Here is a 24070-nt window from a genome sequence, read left to right as displayed (position 1 = left end):
AAAACAGAAAGGCCGCCCGGGGGCGGCCTTTCTGCGTGGCAACGTCGCGAAGACGTCAGTGCATCATGTGCACGTTCATGTTGTGCATGACCCACAGGGTACCGACCACGATGATGCCGATCACCACCACGGTGAAGGCCGCAGCGTTGACGTTCCAGCGGCTCTCCGAAGAGCGATCCAGGTGCAGGAAGAACACCAGGTGGACCAGCATCTGCAGCACCGCGGTGATGGCGATCACCACACCGTTGACGGTGCGCGAGAAATCACCCGACATCACCATGTAGAACGGGATGACGGTCAGCACCACCGCCAGCACGAAGCCGATCAGGTACGACTTCACGGTGCCGTGGCTTTCGCCGCCGGCGGCGTGGTCGTGTGCATGGTTGTCATGTGCCATTACAGCGCTCCATTGAGGTAGACGACGGAGAACACGCCGATCCAGATCAGGTCCAGGAAGTGCCAGAACAGGCTCAGGCACGCCATGCGGGTCTTGTTGGTCGGGGTCAGGCCGTACTTCTTCAGCTGCACGAACATCACCAGCAGCCACAGCAGGCCGGCGCTGACGTGCAGGCCGTGGGTACCGACCAGGGCGAAGAACGCCGACAGGAAGGCACTGCGGTCCGGACCGTAACCCTGATGGATCAGGTGGTGGAATTCATAGACTTCCATGCACATGAAGCCGAAGCCCAGCAGCCAGGTGATGCCCAGCCACAGGAACATCTGGCCGACCTGCTTGCGGTGCATGGAGATCATGCCCAGGCCGAAGGTCAGCGACGAAGTCAGCAGCAGCGCGGTTTCCCACGCCACGAACGGCAGCTCGAACAGGTCCTTCGCGCCGGGGCCACCATCGGTGCCGCCGGCCAGCACCACGTAGGTGGCAAACAGCGAGGCGAAGATGAGGCAGTCGCTCATCAGGTACACCCAGAAACCGAAGACGGTGTTGCCGCCGGTGTCGTGGTGCTCGTGATCGTCATGGCCATGGGCCGCCGCGTGTGCGGCGTGCCCGTGGTTCACGGTGGAGGTATTGGTGCTCATGCCTTCAGCTCCGACTTCACCAGGCCCTGGGCTTCCAGGTGCTTGCGGTGTTCGTTCTCGATGCGTTCCACCTCGGCGGCCGGGACCCAGTAGTCCACGTCCTGGTCGAAGGTGCGGTAGATGAACGTGGCGATCATGCCGACGAAGCCGATGATGGCCAGCCACCAGATGTGCCAGATCATCGCAAAGCCGAACACCATGCTGAAGGCGCCGATGACAACGCCGGTGCCGGTGTTGCGCGGCATGTGGATGTCGGTGTACTTGGCCGGCTTCGGCCAGGCTTCACCACGCTGCTTGCGCTCCCAGAAATCGTCCAGCTCGGTGACTTCCGGCAAGGTGCCGAAGTTGTAGAAGGCCGGCGGCGAAGAGGTTTCCCACTCCAGCGTACGGGCATCCCACGGGTCGCCGGTCAGGTCGGCAGTCTTCTTGCGGTCGCGGATCGACACGGCCACCTGGATGATCTGGCACAGGATGCCGGCACCCACGATGAAGGCGCCCACAGCGGCCACCAGCAGGAACGGCTCGTACGCCGGGTTGACGGTGCTCTGCAGACGACGGGTCATGCCCATGAAGCCCAGCACGTACATCGGCATGAAGGTCACATAGAAGCCGATGAACCAGCACCAGAACGCGCACTTGCCCCAGAACTCGTTGAGGCGGAAGCCGAACATCTTCGGCCACCAGTAGGTGATGCCGGCGAACATGCCGAACACCACGCCGCCGATGATGACGTTGTGGAAGTGGGCGATCAGGAACAGGCTGTTGTGCAGCACGAAGTCGATGGCCGGGATCGCCAGCATCACGCCGGTCATGCCGCCGATGGTGAAGGTGACCATGAAGCCGATGGTCCACAGCACGGGCGTGGTGAACTGCACGCGACCGCGGAACATGGTGAACAGCCAGTTGAAGATCTTCACGCCGGTGGGGATGGAGATGATCATCGTCGTGATGCCGAAGAAGGCATTGACGTTGGCACCCGAGCCCATGGTGAAGAAGTGGTGCAGCCACACGATGAACGACAGCACGCCGATGCAGGCGGTGGCGTAGACCATGCCCTTGTAGCCGAACAGGGCCTTGCGCGAGAAGGTCGCGATGACCTCGGAGAACACGCCGAAGGCCGGCAGCACCAGGATATAGACTTCCGGGTGACCCCAGATCCAGATCAGGTTGATGTACAGCATGGCGTTGCCGCCACCGTCATTGGTGAAGAAGTGCGTACCCAGGTAACGGTCCAGGGTCAGCAGCACCAGGGTGATGGTCAGCACCGGGAAGGCGGCGACGATCAGCACGTTGGTCACCAGCGCGGTCCAGGTGAAGACCGGCATCTGCATGAGCTTCATGCTCGGGGTGCGCATCTTGAGGATGGTGATGAAGAAGTTGATACCACTCAACGTGGTACCCAGACCCGCCACCTGTAGTCCCCATATGTAGTAGTCCATACCTACATTGTTGCTGTACTCGATGCCCGACAATGGCGGGAAGGCCAGCCAGCCGGTGGCGGCGAATTCACCGATCCACAGCGACAGCATGATCAGCACCGCACCGGACACGAACAGCCAGAAGCTGAGCGAGTTGACGAACGGGAACGCGACGTCGCGCGCACCGATCTGCAGCGGCACGGCCAGGTTCATCAGGCCGGTGATCAGCGGCATCGCCACGAAGAAGATCATGATCACGCCGTGGGCGGTGAAGATCTGGTCGTAGTGGTGCGGCGGCAGGTAACCCTCGGACCCGCCGACGGCGATGGCCTGCTGGGTACGCATCATGATCGCGTCGGAGAAACCGCGCAGCAGCATGACGAAGGCGACGATGATGTACATCACGCCGATCTTCTTGTGATCCACCGAGGTGAACCACTCCTTCCACAGATAGCCCCACAGCTTGAACTTGGTGATCAGGGCCATGACGCCCAGGCCACCCAGCACCGCACCGACCAGGGTGGTCAGCACGATTGGATCGTGGGGGATCGACTCAAGAGAGAGTTTTCCCAACATGTTCATTCTCCCGAACCCGCGTGGCCGGCATGGCCTGCGTGTTCGTGTTCGGTGGCATCCAGGTTCTCACCGGATTCCTTGGAATCGTGGGCCTCGCTCGGGGCATGGCCCTCGTGCGCTTCATGGCTGGCAGCGTCGGCAGCAGCGGCACCGGCGTGGGAATGCTTCATGCCGTAGTGCTTGTTGTCGCCCATGTGCTTGGCGATGACCCAATCGAACAGGCTGTCTTCAACCTTGCCGAAGTAGGTGACCGGGTACCACTCGGAATTCTTCGCTTCGCCCAGCGCCTTGAACGAGGTCTTGTCCAGGGTCTGCTCGCCGGCACGGACCTGGTCCAGCCACTGGCGGTACTGCGCATCGGTGACCGAATAGGCAGTGAAATGCATCTTGGCGAAGCCTGCACCGCTGTAGTGCGAGGACATGCCCGGGAATTCACCCAGTTCGTTGGCGATCAGGTGGAGCTTGGTCTCCATCGCCGCCATCGAGTAGATCATGCTGCCCAGGTGCGGGATGAAGAACGCATTCATCACCGTATCGGAGGTGATCTCGAAGTTCAGCGGGGTGTTGACCGGGAACTTGATCTCGTTGACGACCGCGACCTTTTCTTCCGGATAGATGAACAGCCACTTCCAGTCCAGCGAGATCGCCTGGATGGTGACCGGCTTGACGTCCGATTCCAGAGGCTTGTACGGATCCAGCGCGTGCGAGGACCGCCAGGTCAGCACCGCCAGGACCAGCACGATCATGCAGGGGATCGACCACACCACCACCTCGATCGCCGTCGAGTGGGACCACTTCGGCTCGTAGCGGGCCTTGGTGTTGGAGGCGCGATACTTCCACGCGAAGGTCAGGGTCATGATGATGACCGGGATGACGACCAGCAGCATGAGCACGGTGGCCGTGATCAGCAGTGTCTTTTCATCCTGGCCGATCTGGCCCTTCGGACTGAGGATGGCCACGGCATCGCAGCCGGTGAGCATCACCAGCAATGCGAGCAGCAAGCCCGGGCGCAACCAGCGCCCAAGGGTTTTCAACGGAATCATCGGTCGATCCAATTGCGAGGGAATGCCGTTCCCCGTCCTGCCCGCACCGGCCAAAGCCGGGCCCACCCGTCCAGAAGACAGGCAGGTAAGGTGGGGTCGAGTCAGCCCTTCAATTTTAGGCCGTCACCCACCATTTAAGAAAGGCATTGACAATGATCAGGCGCAGGAAAGGCCCGGATCTGGCTGCGACACGTTGTCGCACCGCGCCATTGTGGCGGGCAGAACGCGCGGGGACGGCAGCGTAGCATCGGTCTCGGCGACGACGAAGCCCCTCGTTCGGCAAAGTCGACTGAACAGGTTCAGCAAGTCTTGAGCTCCCTCTCTTCGAGGAACCCGACATGGACAGACCCTTCAGCGTTGAACGCATCGACCATGTGGTGCTGCGGGTGCGCGAGCTGACCCGCAGCGAAGCCTTCTATGGCCAGGTACTGGGTTGCGTGGTGGTGCGGCGGCGCGAACACCTGGGCCTGGTGCACCTGCGTGCGGGTGCGTCGATGATCGATCTGATCAGCCTGGACGGCAACACGGTGGAACTGAAGGGGCCTGCGAACGGAGCGGCGGAATGACCCGGTCCGCCGCGGCGCCGGCAAAGATCGACTTCAAGACGCAGGACAAGGCGCTGTACCGGCCACCGGTCGGCTCGTTCGTGCGGATCGACGTGCCGCCGATGTCCTTCGTGATGGTTGATGGCCAGGGTGATCCGAACCAGGCGCCGGCCTATCGCGATGCGGTCGAGTGGCTGTACTCGGTCAGCTACGCACTGAAGTTCGCGATGAAGGCCGAAGGACGGGATTACGTGGTGCCGCCGCTGGAGGGACTGTGGTGGGCCGACGACCCGTCCAGCTTCGTGGCACAGCGCAAGCACGCGTGGCGCTGGACGATGATGATCCGCACGCCGCTGGACGTCGGCGTTCCGCGTTTCAACGAAGCGGTGGCCAAGGCATCGGACAAGCGCGGTACCGCGCCACAGAGCCTACGCCTGGCGCTTTACGACGAAGGCCTGTGCCTGCAGACGCTGCATGTAGGCTCCTATGATGACGAGGGCCCGACACTGGCCGAACTGCATGAACAGATCATGCCGGCACAGGGGCTGACCTTCGCCGGGCCGCATCATGAGATCTACCTGGGCGACCCACGCAAGGTAGAGCCTGCTCGCCTGAAAACGGTGCTGCGGCAACCGGTGCAGGCACGGTGACGGCCGCGCCGCGGGCTGTTCCGTCAGCCGCCCTGGAACCGCACTGGCACGCGCAGAGTGATCTGCTTGACCGTGGTCACCGGCCGTGTGGGGGTGACGTGCCATTTCAGCGCAGCCTCACGCGCGGCGCGATCCAGCGCAGGATGTCCGCTGCTGCGGTCCACGCTCACATCGAGCACGCGCCCCTCGGCTGACAGGGTGATCAGCAGCTCGACGCTGCCTTCCAGCACCGTCTCCCCGTCACCACGCGGATAACGCGGGGGATGCCGGCGCGCCATCGCCTCCAGCTGCGCGCCCAGCGCCTGCTCGGGGTCCAGCTGGGGCGGCGGCGGGCTCATGGCGATCGGCGACGGTGCGTCCACGGTCACCGCCGGCGGCGTGGCGGCGACAGGCGCTTTGAACACGACCGTCACCTGCCTGCGCTCGCCGCCTGTGGGCACCTTCGACGCGCTGAGCCAGGTGCGTGCGCCCCGGCGCGCGGCCTCATCCAGCACGGCGTTGCCACTGCTGCTTTCAATCAGCACCGAGGTAACCACGCCGCTCTGCCAGACATCCACCTGCAGGGTCACCATGCTGTCGGCCTGCACAGGCGCGCGCAACGAAATGCCGTGGCGCAGGTCCTTGAACCCGGCAGCGGGCAGGTCGACCAGCACCTGCCCATACTCGGCCGGTGGCGACGACGGCGGCAGCAGAGGCGACGTACGCAGCGCCAGACCCTTGCGATCGACCAGCATCCCCGCTGGCGGCATCGCGCGTTGCGCCTGCCTGGCGGTGTCCGCTTTCGAGGTTGCCGGCGGTGAAGGCTCCGAGACCACCGGGCCCGCGGGGTCTGCCGCGGTGCCGGTGGTGTCCTGCGCCTCGCCTTTGCCCGCCTTCGCCTGCCGATCATCATCGCCCAGCAGCAGCGTCGCGCGCGCCTTCAGGATCTCCATGCGGTCTTCGGAGGCGCTGGCCAGCAGCGTCGAGAGCATGAACACGTCGCTGCCAAGCAGCAGTGTATTCACGTCGAACCGGGCCGGATCCGCCGAGGCGGTCTTGTCGCTGCGGTCGATCAGTCCGGCAATCACCAGCGCGCCCAGCGCGAGCTCTTCGTCCGTGTCGACCATCGTCGACGCGTAGGCATTCCACAGGCGTTCCTCCAGCGGCGCATAGGCGAACAACACCTCCTGCGTGCCGTGGACGCGCCACAGGCGCTCTTCCAGTGCCGCGTCGCCTTCTCGGTCGAACGGCTTGCGTGGCGACCACCGTGAGCGGATCGCCAGCTCCTGCAGATCCGTCGCCAGCAGGCGCATTGCAACCGACGTACTCGACGGCGAGAGTTTCCACATCTGCTGCAGCAGCTCGATCTGCTTCAGTTCCACCTCACGCGCTTCCTCCGCAGTAAGCCGCTCCACCATCGCGCCCGCGTCGCTGGCCAGGCCCGCCGTCCTCTGCGTGCGGCGTCCGGAGCGGGCGGCAAGCGTCTCGATCGTCTCGTTGTACGCCGCGCGCAGGCGCTCGTACTCCGTGCGGTCTTCGCGCAGCTCCGGGCCATTGCGCGCCCACAGATCCAGCTCCTGCATCAGCGCCTGCGTGCGCGGCAGATCGCCGCGGGCAGCGGCACGCGCTGTTTCGTGCACCTTGTTGAGCATTTCCCGCTCGAAATGACCGCGCGAATACCAGCGCGGAACCGTCGCGCGATCCTCGCCGACCACGACCGAGCGCGCTCCTTGCATGCTCCCCGCGCCCGCAGCCCCATCACCGGAAATTCCGGTGACAACAAAGATGACGAACGACAGGAAGCCGAACATCACCGACGCGATCAGATAGTCCACGGCCCGGTCCTGCACCGCTACGCGCAGGAACGACAGCACCGACACCGCACCGCCGATCAGCAGCGCTGCACGCAGTGCCGCTCTGCCATCGCTCAACGCGCCGCTCGACAGCAGCCGTCCGAGCCAGCCGATCGAGCCGTAGACCAGCACGCCGAGGTCGCCCCAGAACGGCGCCATCCCGATCAGCGCCAGCAGCAGCACGGCCAGTACCCCCAGCAGCTTCATGGGCGCTTGCTCATGATCAGCACCGGCACGAACAGGATGAACAGCAGGATCGCGATCGCCAGCATGGCCATCTGCACGGCCAGCCCCACGCCATCCCAGATGCCCGGGTCCACCAGCGCGCTGTAGCGGCGGTAGGCCGGCATGCCCCAGCCCATCACCCAGCCCAGCAGCAGCGTGCCGATCACTGCCATCGTCACCCGCGACATCACCCCGGGAACACCGCTTGCCGCCGACGCCTGCGCGGCGACCGGCTGCGCCTGGACGACGCGCACGGCGGTACGTGCGCGCTGCTTGCGGGCCTTGGCTGGTTTCTGCCGCGAGCGGGTCTGCGCCGCGCGTGCGCTGCCGGCCAACAGTTCGACACGTGCGCAGGCGGCACACGGCATGCCAACAAAATGCTGATGGGCGGCATCCTTGCCACACGTCACCAGTTGCCCGGCGTTGCGCCGCGCGTAGTCCAGCAGCAGCGTGGCCCATTCCTGCGCCGAAGGCCGCCGCCGCGCCTGCGCCGAGAACGCACGATCAAACATGTCGCGCAGCGCCGGCGGGAACATCTCATGCCCGCTGACCGGCGAGGGCAACATCCGTGGATGCGGCTTGCCGCGCGCATAGGGGTACAGGTTGGCGGCGATACGCGCCGGCAGGTCACTGGGCACCGTCGCCCCCTGCGGCCGGCCCGCATACGGATGCAGGCCGGAATTGAGCAGCTGGAACACCATCACCGCCAACGCGAAGCGATCCTGCGCCTCCTCCTGGCCCGGCTTCACCCCGGGTTGCTGGAACTCGGGCGCCAGATAGTCGGTAGTGACCTGACCGGCCGGGAAGCGCTCGCCCTTGCCCTGGATGCTGAAACCATCGCAATCGAGCATCGCGATGAACAAGGTGCTGCGATAGAACCGCACGTTCAATGGTTTCAGGTCGACCACGTAGTGCTGTCGCCGGTGCAGCGCAGCCAGCATCACCGCCAGGTTGGCAGCCAGGGTCATCTTCGCGCCCAGGCCGGTGGGCAGGCCCTCTGCACGCGCCTGCCGCTCCTGCAGCACATGTTCCAGATCACTGGTGGCCGACAGATCCAGGATCGGCATGGTGAAGCCGATGAAACGCCCACCGCCGTCCCGCAGCAGGGTCAACGGCCAGGCAATCTGCACCTGGTCGGCGCCCTGCCCCTCCATCGGCGGCAGGTCCGGCTGCAGCTCCAGCATCGCCTGCAGCTTGCGCTCGTAGACGCGCGCATCCTTGTCCGAGTGGTAGAGCTTGGCCACTTCGCGCGGCCGCTCCTTGAGGGTGAACACACTGCCCGCACCGCCACTCTTGAGCAGCCGCTCCAGGGTGAGCGGCCTTCGCTGTGCGTCGTAGATCTTTTCGCCGCTGCGCCCGGGCATGCGCTCAGGCCGGCAGCGCGACCAGCAACGTCTTGTCGTCGCCGGTGATCTGATCGGTGCGCGGATCGGCCAGCGTCGCGTGCAACGCCTGGCTGCCGTGGGTCTCGTCCACGCCGGCCAGATAGCGGATCACCGGTGCGATGAACGGTTGGAACAGGCTGTCGCCCGCGCGCGACATCGCAAACGGCTGCACGCCGTCGGACATCAGCACCAGCGCGTCGATCGCCCCTTCGAAGCGGGTCAGCCGCAGCTGCTCGCGCCAGTTGCCACCGGTCACGAACCAGGTTTCGTTGGCGTACTCGCCGTTGGCAGGCAGCGATACCGCATCGGGCGATTCGTTGCTGAAGGCGCAGGCGGCGACGCCGTCGCCGACATGGAAGAACCAGCCTCCGTCACGTGTAGCGACCGCCCCTACCAGCGTACAGGCATGGTCAGAGAGCTTCAGGCCCTGGCTGAGCGCAAGCATCGCCAACTGACCGCGCGCATCGTCGACGGCGGTTTCGATGATCGCGCGCAGCGCATCCACCGGCAGTGCCAGTGGATCGGCGCCGAGCTGGGCAGATCCGGTAACCGACGCCGCCACGCTGCTGGATACATGCCGGGCGCCCACATCGCTGTGCGATGCAGAGCCTGCGCCATCGCAGACCACCGCGACCAATGTCTGCCCCACCTGCACCGACGCATAGGCGTCCTGGCAGGGCTGCCCGCGGTCCAGATGGGACCGTCCCGTGGCCGATGCGGCCATCACGCGCCAGGCCATGGTCAGACCGGCACTTGCGACCAGCTGTCGGTGGCCGGCAGCTGCACCTGGCCACCGGGCGTCGAATTGGAGACCACCCGCATGCTCGCGCTCAGCCACAGGAACAGTTCCTTGAACTGCAGGCCCTGCAAGCGCTTCACGCCGCGCTCGCCATTGCGGCTGAACTGGCCCAGCACGCTCATGTCGGCATTGCCGACGGCGATCGGGAACACCGCCACCTTGTTCTGCTGCTCGGCCTCGCGGCACTGCTCAGCCACCGCTTCCCACGCATCGGTGGGCTGGCCATCGGACATCAGGAACAGCCACGGCCGGGTGTAGGCGACGCCGGCCTGGCGGAAGCGCGCCTTCTCGTCTTCAATTTCCTGCAGCGCCAGTTCCACCGCCGCACCGGTCGGCGTGGTGCCGTTGGCCGACAGCGTGGGCGCGGTGAAATCCATCGCGTCGCACCAGTCACCGCTGATGGCGGCGTTGTCCATGCCACCGTATTCAACCAGCAGCACGCGCACGCGCTTGGCCGCGATCACATCGGCCTTCAGCTCCTGCTCCAACAGCTTGAGGCCCGCATTCAACTGCTCGATGGGGCCACCGCTCATGCTGCCGGAGCAGTCCAGTACCAGGATCAGCGGCGTGCGCTGCTCACTGTTGTCGACCAGCGAAACATCGGGAATTGCGGCAATGGACATGATGGGAAGCCTCCGTGCGGGTGAACCGGTGCAGGTGATCTGCGCGGCCGATTATAGGCAGAGCAGAAGGACCCGGGGCGAGATCCGACGGGGAGCCGTGCCGTCCAAACAAAAAGCCCCGACCAAGGCCGGGGCTTTTCGTACAACTGGTGCCGGAAATAGGAATCGAACCTACGACCTACGCATTACGAATGCGCCGCTCTACCAACTGAGCTATTCCGGCTGAGCAGGCGATTTTACGGTCGCCCTACCCCTGCGGTCAATCCGGTCGTGACGATTGCCGCCAAACGCTTACCCACCCGGCCTCTCAGCCCGCCATCACCCGGTTGCCACACGCCCGCCCCGCCGCGAAATCGGCCAGGTTGCCCAGCGTGATCGCCGAGATCTCCTGCAGCGCCTCCACGGTGAAGAAGCCCTGGTGGCCGGTCACCAGCACGTTGGGGAAGGTCATCAGGCGCTGGAAGGCCTCGTCGTCGATGATCTCGCCGGACAGGTCCTGGAAGAACAGCGCGCTTTCCTGCTCGTAGACGTCGATGGCCAGGTGGCCGAGCCGGCGCGATTTCAGCGCGCGGATCACCGCATGGGTATCGACCAGGCCGCCACGCGAGGTGTTGACCAGCATCGCGCCGGGCTTCATCCGCGCCAGCGAGGCGTCGTCGATCAGGTGCTGGGTCTCCGGGGTCAACGGGCAATGGAGCGAGACGATGTCCGAGCGCGACAGCAGTTCGTCCAGTTCCACCATCGTGCCGATCTCCGCGAAGGCAGGCGACGGAAACGGATCGTGCCCCAGCACGGTGCAGCCCATGCCGCGGAAGATGCGCGCGGTGGCCAGCCCGATCTTGCCGGTACCGACGATGCCCACGGTTTTGCCATGCAGGGTGCGGCCGAGCAGGCCATCAAGCATGAAGTTGCCCTCGCGCACGCGGTTGTAGGCGCGATGGGTCTGCCGGTTGAGGGTCATCACCAGCGCCAGTGCGTGCTCGGCCACGGCTTCCGGCGAGTAGGCCGGCACGCGGGCGACGAACAGGCCGAGCGCGCTCGCAGCGGCCAGATCCACATTGTTGAAGCCGGCGCAGCGCAGCAGCACCGCGCGTACGCCCAGCGCGTGCAGGGCCTGCAGCACGGGTGCATCAAGCCGGTCGTTGACGAACACGCAGACGGCGGCGCAGTCCTGTGCCAGTGCGGCGGTGTGCACATCCAGCGCGGCGTCGAAGTACACGAACTGGAACGGCTGCCCTGCCCCTTCGCGCAGGTTGGCTTCCTCCAGAAAGCGGCGGTCGTAGGGACGGGCACTGAAAACGGCGATCTGCATGGCAAGGTCTGCGCGGAAATCCGCCACGACCATAGCGCACCCGCACATCGATGGGGATGGCACCGGCGGCGTGACAGCCGCCGGTGCCGGTACCGCCTTAGAACGTATAGCCCAGGCCCAGCATCACGCCGTTCTGCAGCTGGCCGTCGCGACGCTCGCCCACGTAGTCGACCATCACCGACAGGCGATCACTGGCGCGGCTGGTCACGCCCAGGTTCCAGGCCAGCACCTGCTCGCCCACGGTCTGGCTGCTGGCACCGAACACCAGGTCCGGCGCAGCGGCGAAGCCGGTGCTGTAACGGGCCTGGGTGTCGCCCAGTTCCTTCTGCCAGACCACGCGCGCGCGCGGGGTGATGCGCTCGCCGTTGTTGCCTTCGAAGGTCTTGAACAACTGCAGACCCGCGCCGACGCGGATGCTTTCCAGGCTGTCACCACGCCCGACCAGCGCGCCAGCACCCTGCCCTTCATTGAAACGGGTGGCCGAGGTGCGCGCGTAGTCGACCACCGGCAGCAGCGGCTGGATCACCACACCCTTGGCGGTGGTGAATGAGAAGCCGTGTTCCAGGCGGGCCGAGATCGCATCGTTGTTGTACTTGGCACGCAGCGGGCCCTGCAGGCCGTCGATGCCATCGATGCTGCGGCGGGTGTCGTGGCGCAGATCGGTGTAGCGCACCGAGGCCGAGAGGTAGCCACGCGAGTAGGTGGCATCCAGGTAGCCGCCCACATCCAGCGCGCGCACGTCGCCGGTGAAGCCGGAGCCATCGCGGCCCTTGGTCGACATGTCGGCGGCGGCAACGCTGACGCCCAGGGTCAGCCGGTCATCGGCCAGCTGCGTATCGGCACCGAGCACGATGCCGCCGACGGTATGGCTCAGGCCAGCCACGCCGCCCTCGCCGTCGATGCGGCCATGGCTGCCGAAGCCGCGGCCCCAGAGGCCATGGTTGCGTGGTGCTTCGCCGCCGAAGTCGGTGTTGCCACCGCCCGCCCCCGCCGGCTCCACCAGATGCATCGCCAACTGGTTGAACAGGCTGCCATTGGCCATGCCGGGCTGTGCCGAAGCGGCCTGCGCGGCCTGTGCAGCCAAACCGCCAGCGTCACCGCTGCCGCTGCGTCGTGCGGCCTGGTGCTGCTGCACCACGCTGCCGATGCTGCCGACCAGCGCGTTGTCGGCCAGGCGCAGGCTGGCGTGGCCATCACCGCGCAGTGCACCGGCCTGCTGTGCGATCACATCGCGATCGGCAAACTGCAGTGCCCCCAGCAGCGGCTTCAGGCCGGCATCCTGGCGCTGGCCGGCCGTGGCCAGCGCACGGCCGAGACCGTCGTTGCCGTTGCTGCCGGTGAGCTGCGCAAGCTGGTCGAAACCGGGGTTCGCGGTCAGCGACAGGCCCTCGGCGGTCTGCTTGATGTTGAAGCTCAGCAGCGAGTTGTGGCGCGGCCGGAACACCTCGCCATTGGTGATGCTGGCGGTATAGCCGGTGTCGCCCAGGCGCACCGCATCGGTAAAACCGCCCTGGTAGATCGGGCCGCTCACCAGTTCGCGCTGGTAGTTGCCGGCGTAGAAGCCCTGCGCCACGTTCAGTTCCAGGTGCGCGCCCGGCGAGATGACCAGCGCGCCCTCGTTGGTGCCGCTGTCGTAGAAGTCGCCGACGCGCAGGCGGCCACTGTTGGCGCCGCCCGCCTCGGTGACGTCGAACAGTACCTTGCCGCCCGGCATGATGTTGACGTAGCCGTGGGTGACCAGGTCACCACCACGCGGCATCAGGGTGCCGTACACGCGCAGGCGGTTGAAGCCATCCTCGCGGAACGAGGGGCCGGTGCCATCGAGCAGTGCGTTCGAGTCGGTGGCAACCGAGGCGATGTCACCGTGGCCGACCACCATGCCGGCCGCCAGCACGCGCAGCTCCGGGGTGCGCAGGGCACCGCCTTCCAGGGCGATGGTGCCGTTCTCCACCAGCATGAAATCGGCGCCGGTGGTCTCGGCGGTGCGCCAGGTGCCGCCCTTGGCGACACGGATTACGCCGGCCGAATTGCCCAGCGTGGAGGCATCCAGCTCATCCAGGCGCAGCTGGCCCAGCAGGAGCTGCCGTGTACCCGGGTCGTTGAGGTAATCCTGCACCGACGCCGGGCCGATGCCGTTCGGGCCGGCGCTGGAGCGGTTGTAGATGTTCACCGCATAGTTGATGTACGTGGTGGCGAAGTCGGTATCGTTCCAGCGCGCGAAGTCGTCATCGACGAACGCCTGCAGCTGGCGCGCGGTGCGCAGGTAGCCCGGGTTGATGTCGCCGCTGACATTGCCGGTGACGGTCAGGGTGTCGCCCGGGTCGCGATAGCCAGCGGCGGTGATGATCTTGTTGCTGTAGATGTCCTGGCCGGGGAAGGTTTCCAGCTTGCGGCCACTGCCATCGGGATCGAAGCTGACCGACGGGCCGGTGGTCCGGGCCGGATCGCGGAACACCAGCAGGCCGTTGGGCTGCACCACCTCGTACATGGCCTTGTGCAGCAGGCCGGCATCCATGCCGCCACCGTAGTTGCCGGTGTAGATCTCGGTCATCCGCGGCGACGGCGTATAGATCACCTTGCCACTGTTGCTGGCGGCGTGGATCTGCACCGAGTCGACCAGCGGCAGATCGCCGGCCAGGTAACGCTCGACGCCACCGGACTGCATGATCGAGCAGGACGAGATGCAGTGGCCGGACACGATGGTGTTCAGGCCGTTGCTGCGGATCACCCCCTGCAGCCACTCACCCGCGATCAGCGCGCCACCATTGGAGGTGCGCAGCACGACTTCGCGGATCGGGCGGCCTTCGGCCTGCGCCTTGGCCAGCAGTGCCGGCAATGCGACCACGTCGGCGACGGTGACACCGCCGCTGAGTACTACGCGATCGCCCTGCACGTGATAATTCATTGCCATGACGTCATCCATCTGGCCCAGGGTCGCGATACCCACCAGGCCTGCCAGGGCGATGCTCAACTTCGAATGCTTCATTGCGTTCTCTCTCTCCGCCCGCACCACGCGGGTCGAAAGCAGAACGCAGCAGCAAGGCGGACGCCCCCAGTCGACGACGAGGAAAAAGATGAATGCATTCACAATGGAAATGCAGAAGAAACGTGGGCTTCCCCATCCGGTCACCGTCGCGTAAAACTCGATGACGCGTCCGTCATTGTCGTTCGAGGCCCTCCCCTGTCCGTGCCCTCCCCTTTGCTCCGTCCTGCGCCGGATCTGCCCGGGGTTCCGGATGTCTTCATCGCATTCGTACGCGAGGAACGCGCGCCGCTGTGCGCTTTCCTGCGCGCCCGCGGTGTCGGCCCCGAGGATGCCGAGGACATCGCCCAGGACTGCATGGAGCGCCTGATCCGCTACCGCGCGCACGACACCGAGGAACTGCGGCTGCTGCTGTACCGCATCGCCCGCAACCGCCTGGCAGACCGCGGGCGCTCACCGCAATCGCGCAACCACCTGTCGCTGACCGAACGCGACGGCAACGAAGAAGCCGCCAGCGCTTCTCCTGACCCCCTGCGTCAGGCAGAATCCGGGCAGATGCTCGCCCTGCTGCGCCAGGCATTGTTCAAGCTTCCCGAACGTGCCCGCGAGGTGTATCTGCTCAACCGCATCACCGGCATGAGCTATACACAGATCGCCCGGCATTGCGGCATCACCGCCAAGACCGTGGAAAAACACATTGCCCGTGCATTGCAGGGCCTGCGCAAGGAGCTGGGCCCCGATCCTCTCCACAATGATGGAGACACCGAATGATCCGCAACGACAACAGGGATGACACGTTGCTTTTTGAACACGCAAGCGCCTGGGTAGCCCGGCTGGACGCACCCGACTGCAGCCCCGAAGAGCGTCAATCCTTCGAGGACTGGCTGGCCGAGGATCCCGCGCACGTCAGCGCTTGGGTACAGGCCGAAAAGCTGCACCAGCGCAGTGCCGGCCTGGCCGGCGACCCGTGGCTGCGCACCGCCGCCGCGCGCGCGGCACGCAGGCCGCAGCGGCGCTGGCTGCCAAGTGTGGCCGCCGCTGCCGGCGTCTGCCTCGCCGTTGGCATGGGCTGGATGCTGTACACCGATGGCAACCCCACGCCGCTTACCTACGCCAACGCCAGCCTGCTGCCGCAGCAGCGCACGCTGGCCGATGGCAGCATCGCCACGCTCGATGCCGGCACCACGCTCACCGCACGCTTCGGCTGGCGCAAGCGCGAACTGGCGCTGGAACGTGGCCGCATCCAGTTGCAGGTCGAACCGTCATCGCGCTCGCTGCGGGTGCAGGCCGGCGGCAGTTCGATCCGCGATATCGGCACCACCTTCCAGGTGGAACGCCTGGCTGACGGCCGGGTCGAGGTCGCGCTGCTGGAAGGCGTGGTGGAAGTCACCAGTGGCAGCGCGCAGCACACGCTGTCGCCGGGCCAGCAGCTGCAGGTCCTGGCCTCCGGCAAGATCCAACCGGGCCCGCAGCTGTCCTCGACCGCCGCCGCCGAGGCCTGGCCACAGGGCAAGCTGGTGTTCGACGGCACGCCCCTGGCCACCGTGGTCGAACGCATGAACCGCTATGGCAGCACGCCACTGGTGGTCGCCGACCCGGACATCGCCGACCTCGCGGTCAGCGGTACCTTCCGTGCAGGCGACGCGCACGAACTGCTTTCCGCCCTGGAACTGGGGTGGTCCATTGCTGGCCAGCCGCGCTCGGATGGCGCGCTGGAACTGCGCCGCACCTACTGAGGCGGCGGCCGATGCCGGCGCCGGGTATGCTTCGTTGGGACATGCTGCGCTGGGGCCTGCTGCAGGCCCTGCTGTGCGTTGTGCTGGTGCCCGGTGTGGCGGCCACGACAGGCGCTGCCGAGGCAGTCAGGCAGGTCGACTATCGGATCGCTCCTGGCGCCCTGCCGCCGGCACTACAGCAATGGGCGCGCCAGAGCGGCATCGCCCTGGTGTTCGACGCACGTGAACTGGGCGACCTGCGCACCAGCGGCGCTGCCGGCTCGCTGGCGCCGGCCGCCGCACTGAAGCAGCTCGTCGCCGGCATGCCGGTGAACATCCTGCAGACACCCAGCGGCGGATTCGTGGTACGCCGGCATGCTGCGCCACCCGACGTGGTCGCGCAGCCGGTACGGCGGCCACCGCCGCCACCGCCATCGAAGCCGGTGCAGGTGGAACTGGCGCCGATCCATGTCACCGGCAGCCGGTTGCCGCGCACCTCCGTGCAGACCACGCTGCCGGTAACGGTGATCGACCGCGAAGACATCCTGCGCAGCGGCTACGGCACGTTGTTCGACCTGTTGCGCCACCTGCCCGGCATGAACGGCCACCCGCCCCTGAGCACCTCGCGCAGTGGCGATTCGCTGTACCTGCCGGTCGGCGCAGCGGCCACCACCAGCCTGGATGGCATGGGTCCGCGCGCGACCCTGTTCCTGGTCAATGGCCGGCGCCTGCCGCGCTATCCGATGGTCTCGCTGGAAGAAGGCGGGCTGACCGATCTGGGTGGCATTCCGCTCAGCTTCGTCGAGCGCATCGAGCTGGTGCGTGGCGGCGCGTCGGCCATCTACGGCGCCGATGCGATGTCCGGCGTGGTCAACATCATCCTGCGTGACCAGGCCGAGGGCCCGGAAGCTACGCTGCAGTCGGGTGTCAGCAGCCGTGGCGACGGCGATCAGTACCGGCTGCAGGCGGCAACAGGTGGCGTGCGCGAAGGCGGCGATAACTGGTTCGCCGGCATCGACCTGCACCGCCTGCAGCATGTGGCCGGTGACCAGCGCGACTGGCATGCGGAAACCTCGCTGTACCCGATCGGGTTGATCCTGGGCAACGGCGATTACTACCCGGCCACGCAGTGCCATCCGCCGCTGCAGCGCGAAGACGACGGCTGCTGGTTCGACAACGCACGCCCACGCTCGCTGCAGCCGGCATCGGAAACACTGTCCGGCTACCTGCGCTATCGCCACGAACGCGGTGACGGACGCTACGCCTATGTGGAAGCACGCGCCAGCCACAACCGCCAGCGCTTTGAACTGGGCCCGACTGCCGTCGCCCTCAATTTCAACCGTGGCGCGATCCTCAACGTGGTGCTGCAGGAAGGCGGCGAAGTACGCCCGCGCGTGCATGCCACCGAAGGCGACATCAGTTTCGGCATGGGCCGTGAGCGCACCGGCCGCAGCTGGGATGCCGGCCTCAGCGCGCAGCGCAGCCAGGTGGACCTGCGCACCGAAGGCACCGTGCGCAGTGAACGCCTGCTGGACGCCGCACGCACGCTGGACTTCCTGCCCGGCTTTTCCACCCTGCCGCCGGGGCTGGCAGAGGAACTGTTCCCGGCCATCCACAACCGCGGACGTACCGAACAGTGGCAGGGCTGGTGGGGCATGCAGCGCACCCTGATGACACTGCCCGGTGGTGCAGCACAACTGGCGACCGGCATCGATCTGCGCCGCGAGCGCTGGACGTCGTTGCCTGACCCGCTGCTGGGCAAGGGCGAGCTGGCGCTGGGCCTGCCGATGGAGCAGCGCCGGCTGACGCGGCAGAGCAACGCCGCCTACGCCGAACTGGGCCTGCCGTTGGCGCCGACGCTGCGCCTGGACGTGGCCGCGCGGCTGGACCGCGATGGCGGTGACACTGCATTTTCGCCGCGTGCCGGCCTGCGCTGGAGCCCGAGCCCGCACTGGTCGTTCCTGCTGGCCAGTGGCCGCGGCTACCGCGCGCCCAGCATCTTCGAGCGGCGGCGACCGCCGGGCTACTTCGGCCTGTATCCCCTGCCCGCATCGGCTTCCCTGCCGCCGTGCGCGCGCCCCCTGCGTGGTGGTGGCTGCGCGGTGGAAGTAGAGGTGGTGGAGAACGATGCGCTGAAAGCCGAGACTTCGCGCAGCCACTCGCTGGCCGCCAGCTGGACACCGAGCGATGCGTTCTCGCTGTCGCTGACCCACAACATCGTTGAACTGCGCAACGAGATCCTGGCCCTGCAACCCAGCGACGCCCTGTGGAATCCCGGTACCTGGGAGCTGGATGAGCAGGGCCGCCTGCGTGATCTTCGACTGTCATTCGACAACATCGGCCGCACCACCTCGCGCAACTGGGTACTGCGTGGCGAGTACCGGGTGGATGCCGGCCGCAACGGGCAGTGGTTGTTCTCGCTGGATGCGTTGAAGCAGCAGGAGCTGCGCCGCGATCGCAGCCATGGCGAATCGGTGGACCTGCGCGGGCATGCTACGCCAGCGAACGCGGGCATCCTCAACGTGCAGTGGCAGAACCCTTCCTGGGACATCGCCCTGCGTGGCAACCGCGTCGGCCGCACCCGCGCATGGCTGGCCGGTGAAGCATGCACGCAGGAGCAGCATGACCAGCGCCTCTGCATGAACCCCGCGCAGCTGCGCTGGAACCTGCACCTGGCGCGCCGGCTGAGCCCGCGCGTGATTGCCGCACTGGATGTGCACAACCTGCTTGATACGCGACCGGTGAACCATCTGGTCGGCAGCGGCGGGCAGATGGCCGGACTGGACGATCCGCTGGGGCGCTACTTCCTGCTGACCCTGCAATTCCGCTGAGCGTAGTACCCTACGCCGCCTGTTCCACGGCGTCGAAGGCGAGTCATGAAAGCCTACCTCTGGTTCCTGGGCGCGCTCATGCTGTTCTTCGCGCTGCCCTTCCCCTGCCTGCTCTATTACGGCACCAGCTGGCCGATGGACCTGGGCGACCGCAGCGCGCCTTGGCTTGCGCTGGGTTTACTGGCGACGTCGCTGGCGCTGTGGTTGGTGCTGCTGTACGCCTTCCTGCATTACCTGCTGCTGGCGCCACCGCGCGCACTGCAACGCGTGCGCAGCATCCTCGCCAACGGCGAGCCACGCAGCGCGCGCATCGAGCAGGCCGAACAGACCGGCGTGCAGGTGCGTGGCTTCGCGCAGTGGCGGCTGCAACTGGCCTTCGACAATCTGTCCGGCACGCCGATCACCGAAACGCTGGTCGTGGTCGACAGCAAGCCACAGCTGCAGCGTTTTGCCGTGGGCAGACAGCTGGATGTGCTGCTCAGCCGCACGCCGGGCACCCCGCCCAACCTGATGCTGGAAGGCGCGCAACCGGAACTGGACCGCGCCAGCCTGTGGCGCCGCGCCATCGGCGGCGTGATCGGTGTCATCGTGGTCGCTGCCGCGTACGTCATGGCCTACCGGCTGCAGAGCGATGGAATGGGTTGGACGTTCCTGGGTTTCGGTCATCCACTGCTGATCTGCCCGCTGGTGCTGTGCTGCTACCTGATCGGCCTGCGCCTGCTGGCACGCCTGCTGGCCGGCACGCTGCAGATCGACGCGCGCGGCGAAACACTCAAGTACCGCGGGATCGGCGCCGAAGCGCGAGTGCTCGACGTGCGCCAGACCGGTACCTACGTCAACGAACAACCGCAGGTGGAGTTCCAGCTGGAATACCTCGACCGCGAGGGCAACGTCCAGCACGCCAGCGTGCGTCGCTTCGTTGCGCTGCTCGAACTGGCCAACATTCCTCGCGGGCAGGTCGACATCCTGTACGACCCGGATGATCGCCGCAGCGTGCGCATGGAGGACGCGTGAAGCGGCCCGTGTCCACACCGCTGGTGTTTGCCGGCGTGGTGCTGGCCCTGGCCGGTGTCGCCACGGCGGGCGGCGCACTGCAGACCGTCGACGCGACCCTGCGTGGCGCCATATCGACCACGCCTGCGGATGCAACGCAGCAACACCCCTGGGAGAAACCGTTGCGAACCACGGCCATCGCCACGCCACGGGCAGCTTTCGAACCGATGCGCGTGCCCGGGCGGGCACGGCCCAACCTGCTGCTCGACAGCGAGCGCCTGCAGGCTGCACGGCAGGCGCTGGAAGCGATGCCCGGACTGGCTGGCGAACGCCTGGTCGTTTTCCACAGCATCCACTTCCATGACGACGGCCGCATCGACATCGACCTGGTCGATCCCCGGCAGCCAGGCCACGTGGATGGTTACCACTACCAACGCGGGCAGTGGCGCAAGGGCGATGCGGTGAACCCACAGCAGTTCGCGCCGACCATCAGCCTGCGCCGTAGCAGCACTGCACTGGCCAACATCGATTTCGATGCCGTGCCACGGGTGACGCAGGCCCTGCAGCAACAGCGCAATGCACTGATGCGTACGCCAGCCGATGTCGGCCACGTGTATGTAGTCATCCGCAAGGGCGGCAAGCTGGTGTGGTTGCCGGATGAAGTGGCCGGCGACCGCCAGACCGTGCGCCTGCGCTACGACGCCAGGGGCAACCTGCAGTAGAAAAAGGGGACCCCTCCGCCCCCTTTTCTGCTATCTCACCGAGCGGGCGGTGGCGTACTGCGCGGCGTAATAGGTGGACAGCACCAGCAGGCTGGCCAACGGCAGGCCACCGCCGAAGCGATCCCAGGCCAGCAATGAATCGCTGGCCACGAACAGCAGTGCACCACCGGCGGCCCAACGCGCACTGCCCGCTTCCAGCGCATCGGCGTGCGGCCGCCTCCAGTAACGGGCCAGTGCCAGCACCGCCATGGCGGCCAGCACCAAGACGTAGGCCAACACCGGAACGCGCATCGGCAGCGGCAGATGCGGCCACAGGCCGGCGACGTTGATCGAAGCGAATGCAGCAAGCAGCACGAACGCAGCGAGCAGTCCGCGACCTGCGCGCAGGCCGGCACGGAACGCGGCGATGTAGCACAGATGCGCCAGCAGGAAGGCAACCAACCCCGGCACGAACGCGTCGATCGGCAGCATCAGCGCGATATCGCCCACGCAGGACAACAGCATGCCGGCCAGCACCGCGCGCCGGTAGAACGCATCCGCCACCGGCCGCGCCTGCCAGGCGATGGCGGCGATCAGCAGCGTGGTTGCCGGCTTGGCCAACCAGTGCAGCCAACGCCCGTCGCCGTCCAGGTAGGCGCCGACGATGGCCAGCACGGCCACCACCAGGATCACCCCGTCGCGCGTCCGCAGGCTCATCGTGCCTTCCACAGCTCTGCAAGGCGGTCGGGGCGGCCGCTGATGCGTTCCAGCACCGGATACTGCAGGCCGCCGTGGTAGTCGATCTTCATCGTGTCGATGCGGTCGAACTGCTTGACCAGCAGTGTGATCGGCGCCTTGTCAGTGGCCGCCGCAGCCACCGCGTCCTTCAGGCGCTGGCTGCTGTATTCGCGACCGCCAACGGCGATCACCTTCATGCCCGGCGCCAGGCCGGCATTGAACGCCGGGCTGTCCCAGACCACATCGCCGACCACGCCGCTGTCGAGTACCGTCGCTCCCACCGAGTACGCCAGCAGCGCTGCCTTCGCGCGCTTTTCCTGTGCCTTGTAGGCCTCGTTCGGCGCATCGCGGTAGACCAGCTTCCAGCCCGCCAGTTCCAGGCCGCCGGTCAGCGATCCGTGCCCGTCCAGGCGCTGGCGCAGGAAGCTGGCCCAGTCGTACGGCGCGATGCCGTTCAAGGTCGCCACCACGTCATCGAAGGTGTACGGATTGACGTCCCAATCGCCGTTGCCAACGCCAAAGAAGGCACGCGCGAAATCATCCAGGCTGCGACGGTTGCCGGTCAGCACCCGCAGCTTGCCCTCCACCTCCAGCCACAGCATCTGCCCGCCGGAATAGTAGTCTTCGCTCATCTGGTAGTTGCGGTACGGCAGCGTGCGACGCTGGGCGATGGTCGGGTCGTTGGTGGTGTCCTGCAGCGGACGCCAGGCCAGGCCCGGGCGGCCGCGGTCATAGGTTGCCGCGACGTTCGCCAGCATGTCGCGCGCCTGCTCAGTGGTCCACAGACCGGAACGCGCGGCCAGCACCTGGCCCCAGAACTGGGTCTGGCCTTCGTATACCCACAGCAGGCTGTCGCCCATCGGTGTATTGAAGTTGGCCGTGGCCAGGTCGGCACCGCGACGGTACTTGCCGTTCCACGAGTGGGTGTATTCGTGCGGCAACAGGTCACGCATCCAGGCGTTGCTGTCCCACTCGGTGAAATACCCCGGGTCGGCGCTGTTTTCGCTGGAACGATGGTGCTCCAGCCCGATGCCGCCGAGGCGATCGGTCAGAGCAAGCAGGAATTCGTAGTGATCGTAGTGGCGCGCGCCGTACAGCTTGTCGGCCTGCTGCACCAGCGCACGATGCAGCTTGATCTGCGCGTCGGTCGGCTTCAGCGATTTGGCATCGTCGGCGAACACGTTCAGATGCACCGGCGCCTTCGCGCCCGGGTCGAGGTCGATGCGCTGGTGATGCTCGCCGGCAAACAACGGCGAGTCGACCAGGTGGTCATAGGAAATCGGCTTGAACACCACGGTGTCGCCATCGCGACGTGCGGTTTCCAGCGCGGTGGCATAGGCCCAGCCCTTGGGCAGCGTCACGCTCGCCTGCGCCTGCAGGTTGCGCGCGTCCACGCCGGCCGGATACAGCGAATTGGCGTTCCACTGCAGGTTGAGCATTTCCGGGGTCATCACCACCCGACCCTGGCTTCCACCCTGCGAAGACAGGAAATCGAAGTGGGCGACGATCTCGCTCACCCCGGCCGGCACCTCCACCTTGAACGCGTACACGTTGAACTGGTCACGCTGCCAGGCCAACGGCTTGCCGTTGGCGGTCACCCGCAGGCCGGCCAGCTTGTCGATGGGGCCGGTGGGTGAATGGTTGCCGGGAATCCACTGCGGGTACAGCAGGGTCAGCGGGCCGGGCTTGGCCGGCACGGTGGCGGTCACCTTGAAGATGCGCCGGGCCAGGTCGCGCGCGTCGACATCGATGCGCAGCAGGCCGGGGGCGGCGGCATCACCCGGTGGCGGGGTCTGCGCCAGCGCGGGCGTGGCCGCCAGCGCGAACAGCACGGACATCACCAGGGCACGGGTTTTCATCGGCAACTTCCAGCAGCGAAGGATTTCCCGATGCTAGGCCTGTGCGATGCCGAGCCCCATGGCCGAAGGTCATGGTCAAGAGAATTGTGGAAAGCCCCCCGCAGGGAATCCTTATCCAGGGCTTCTTGGCACTGTTGAGGCACGTACATCAGGGCACTCGTTTGCCAGGCCGAACATCGGCCTGGCAAGCGACCTGGACTTGCGTGTCTACTTCGACGAGTCGTCTTTATAAGCAGCCTCAATGGCCCCCTTCAATCTCGCCGGATCTTCGATCCTGACGCCGGTCAAGCACTTGGAGCCGGTTGCATCAAAAAATACCGTCGATGCCGAGCCCCCCTGAAAGTGCGCATAACCGAAAACCGGTGCAGGAGAATCGGCCAGCGGAGCCCATACGATCTTGCCAAGCAGCATTCTTGCCTTGGCAACATCCCGCTCGATACACCCACCTGATGCTCTCACGACGATCACCAGCTGGCCTGAGCCTTGATCAACTTGGGTAGCGAGTTCAATTCCACCGAAATTCCGGACGCTCCCAGAAGCCGACGCGGCCTCGGCAAACGAGCCGTTCTTGACGCCCAAAACATCAGCTGCGGCATCCGGGCCTGCACTTCGCGCCAACTCCAGTCTCTCGATGTAATCGAGTGCCGCTAGCTGCGAAGACTCTGCGGCGGCACTCCACGCTTGGGGAGGAAGTGTCTCCGCCACAGCTGCGAGGGGAATGATCGCAGACAAGATCAGTAATGATTTCACCGGCGCCCTCACGAAATCACCAAGGATAGTTGGCATCGTAGTAGTCCTCATGCTGCT

At 66.2% G+C, this 24070-nt stretch carries 20 protein-coding genes and 1 tRNA gene; 7 read left to right on the top strand and 14 right to left on the bottom strand.

Annotated features, from left to right (window positions below):
* Window positions 1-55: 55 nt before the first annotated feature.
* Genes cyoD through cyoA form a run of 4 tightly spaced genes read right to left on the bottom strand, consistent with a single transcriptional unit; the run spans window position 56 to window position 4072 of the window.
* Complete coding sequence (cyoD, locus tag MRBLST15_RS18670) at window positions 56-397, bottom strand: cytochrome o ubiquinol oxidase subunit IV (RefSeq protein ID WP_025873831.1); 342 nt, start codon at window positions 395-397, stop codon at window positions 56-58.
* Complete coding sequence (gene cyoC, locus MRBLST15_RS18665) at window positions 397-1035, bottom strand: cytochrome o ubiquinol oxidase subunit III (protein WP_265951279.1); 639 nt, start codon at window positions 1033-1035, stop codon at window positions 397-399. Before cyoC ends, cyoD begins: the two co-directional genes overlap by 1 nt.
* Window positions 1032-3029, bottom strand: a complete 1998-nt coding sequence (cyoB, locus tag MRBLST15_RS18660; RefSeq protein ID WP_336025919.1) for a cytochrome o ubiquinol oxidase subunit I — start codon at window positions 3027-3029, stop codon at window positions 1032-1034. The genes cyoC and cyoB overlap by 4 nt, the downstream gene beginning before the upstream one ends.
* A 2-nt stretch (window positions 3030-3031) precedes the next feature.
* Entirely contained in the window at window positions 3032-4072 is a 1041-nt protein-coding gene (gene cyoA, locus MRBLST15_RS18655; protein WP_265951278.1) for a ubiquinol oxidase subunit II, read from the bottom strand.
* Between the two features lie 338 nt (window positions 4073-4410).
* Between cyoA and MRBLST15_RS18650 the strand changes: the two genes are divergently transcribed.
* Together MRBLST15_RS18650 and MRBLST15_RS18645 are read left to right on the top strand one after the other, a co-directional pair.
* On the top strand, window positions 4411-4638 hold the full coding sequence (locus MRBLST15_RS18650) for a VOC family protein (RefSeq protein WP_312704445.1): 228 nt from the start codon (window positions 4411-4413) through the stop codon (window positions 4636-4638).
* Complete coding sequence (locus MRBLST15_RS18645; RefSeq protein WP_100463970.1) at window positions 4635-5267, top strand: GyrI-like domain-containing protein; 633 nt, start codon at window positions 4635-4637, stop codon at window positions 5265-5267. The genes MRBLST15_RS18650 and MRBLST15_RS18645 overlap by 4 nt, the downstream gene beginning before the upstream one ends.
* A 23-nt stretch (window positions 5268-5290) precedes the next feature.
* Here MRBLST15_RS18645 and MRBLST15_RS18640 read toward each other — a convergent pair whose 3' ends face one another.
* The 7 genes from MRBLST15_RS18640 to MRBLST15_RS18610 all read right to left on the bottom strand — a co-directional run bounded on the left by MRBLST15_RS18640 (window position 5291) and on the right by MRBLST15_RS18610 (window position 14429).
* Window positions 5291-7306, bottom strand: coding sequence for an energy transducer TonB (locus tag MRBLST15_RS18640; RefSeq protein ID WP_367787296.1), 2016 nt, complete (start codon window positions 7304-7306; stop codon window positions 5291-5293).
* On the bottom strand, window positions 7303-8688 hold the full coding sequence (locus MRBLST15_RS18635; RefSeq protein WP_367787294.1) for a hypothetical protein: 1386 nt from the start codon (window positions 8686-8688) through the stop codon (window positions 7303-7305). The genes MRBLST15_RS18640 and MRBLST15_RS18635 overlap by 4 nt, the downstream gene beginning before the upstream one ends.
* A 4-nt stretch (window positions 8689-8692) precedes the next feature.
* A complete protein-coding gene (locus MRBLST15_RS18630) occupies window positions 8693-9448 on the bottom strand; it encodes a PP2C family serine/threonine-protein phosphatase (protein ID WP_133120039.1) in 756 nt (251 codons plus the stop codon).
* A 2-nt stretch (window positions 9449-9450) separates the two neighbouring features.
* Complete coding sequence (locus tag MRBLST15_RS18625) at window positions 9451-10131, bottom strand: vWA domain-containing protein (protein WP_312704449.1); 681 nt, start codon at window positions 10129-10131, stop codon at window positions 9451-9453.
* A gap of 147 nt (window positions 10132-10278) precedes the next feature.
* Window positions 10279-10354: transfer RNA gene (locus MRBLST15_RS18620), tRNA-Thr, on the bottom strand.
* Window positions 10355-10438: 84 nt separating this feature from the next.
* Entirely contained in the window at window positions 10439-11443 is a 1005-nt protein-coding gene (locus tag MRBLST15_RS18615; protein WP_312704450.1) for a 2-hydroxyacid dehydrogenase, read from the bottom strand.
* Between the two features lie 97 nt (window positions 11444-11540).
* Window positions 11541-14429: an autotransporter domain-containing protein gene (locus MRBLST15_RS18610; protein WP_367787291.1), complete on the bottom strand. Its 2889-nt coding sequence runs from the start codon at window positions 14427-14429 to the stop codon at window positions 11541-11543.
* 213 nt (window positions 14430-14642) lie between these two features.
* On the opposite strand from MRBLST15_RS18610, the gene MRBLST15_RS18605 reads away from it, so the two are divergent.
* Genes MRBLST15_RS18605 through MRBLST15_RS18585 form a run of 5 tightly spaced genes read left to right on the top strand, consistent with a single transcriptional unit; the run spans window position 14643 to window position 20687 of the window.
* Window positions 14643-15197 carry an RNA polymerase sigma factor gene (locus tag MRBLST15_RS18605; protein ID WP_367787289.1) on the top strand — a complete coding sequence of 185 codons (555 nt, stop codon included), beginning with the start codon at window positions 14643-14645 and terminating at the stop codon, window positions 15195-15197.
* Window positions 15194-16162, top strand: coding sequence for a FecR family protein (locus MRBLST15_RS18600; RefSeq protein WP_367787287.1), 969 nt, complete (start codon window positions 15194-15196; stop codon window positions 16160-16162). Before MRBLST15_RS18605 ends, MRBLST15_RS18600 begins: the two co-directional genes overlap by 4 nt.
* 26 nt (window positions 16163-16188) lie before the next feature.
* A complete protein-coding gene (locus tag MRBLST15_RS18595) occupies window positions 16189-18972 on the top strand; it encodes a TonB-dependent receptor plug domain-containing protein (RefSeq protein WP_367787285.1) in 2784 nt (927 codons plus the stop codon).
* A gap of 45 nt (window positions 18973-19017) precedes the next feature.
* Entirely contained in the window at window positions 19018-19986 is a 969-nt protein-coding gene (locus tag MRBLST15_RS18590) for a hypothetical protein (protein ID WP_367787283.1), read from the top strand.
* Window positions 19983-20687: a hypothetical protein gene (locus MRBLST15_RS18585; protein ID WP_367787281.1), complete on the top strand. Its 705-nt coding sequence runs from the start codon at window positions 19983-19985 to the stop codon at window positions 20685-20687. Before MRBLST15_RS18590 ends, MRBLST15_RS18585 begins: the two co-directional genes overlap by 4 nt.
* Window positions 20688-20717: 30 nt before the next feature.
* On the opposite strand, the gene MRBLST15_RS18580 is transcribed toward MRBLST15_RS18585, so the two are convergent.
* The 3 genes from MRBLST15_RS18580 to MRBLST15_RS18570 all read right to left on the bottom strand — a co-directional run bounded on the left by MRBLST15_RS18580 (window position 20718) and on the right by MRBLST15_RS18570 (window position 24049).
* Entirely contained in the window at window positions 20718-21383 is a 666-nt protein-coding gene (locus tag MRBLST15_RS18580) for a lysoplasmalogenase (protein ID WP_367787279.1), read from the bottom strand.
* The gene (locus MRBLST15_RS18575) at window positions 21380-23263 is read right to left on the bottom strand and encodes a M61 family metallopeptidase (protein ID WP_367787277.1); all 1884 of its coding nucleotides are present in this window, start codon (window positions 23261-23263) and stop codon (window positions 21380-21382) included. The genes MRBLST15_RS18580 and MRBLST15_RS18575 overlap by 4 nt, the downstream gene beginning before the upstream one ends.
* Before the next feature lie 207 nt (window positions 23264-23470).
* Window positions 23471-24049: a hypothetical protein gene (locus MRBLST15_RS18570; protein ID WP_312704457.1), complete on the bottom strand. Its 579-nt coding sequence runs from the start codon at window positions 24047-24049 to the stop codon at window positions 23471-23473.
* Window positions 24050-24070: the final 21 nt, after the last annotated feature.

It is taken from the genome of Stenotrophomonas sp. LST15-1-1.1, from assembly GCF_040815575.1.
GTDB lineage: Bacteria > Pseudomonadota > Gammaproteobacteria > Xanthomonadales > Xanthomonadaceae > Stenotrophomonas > Stenotrophomonas lactitubi_B.
Note: the sequence above shows the minus strand (reverse complement) of the source record. Positions and strands in the feature narration are given on the sequence as shown.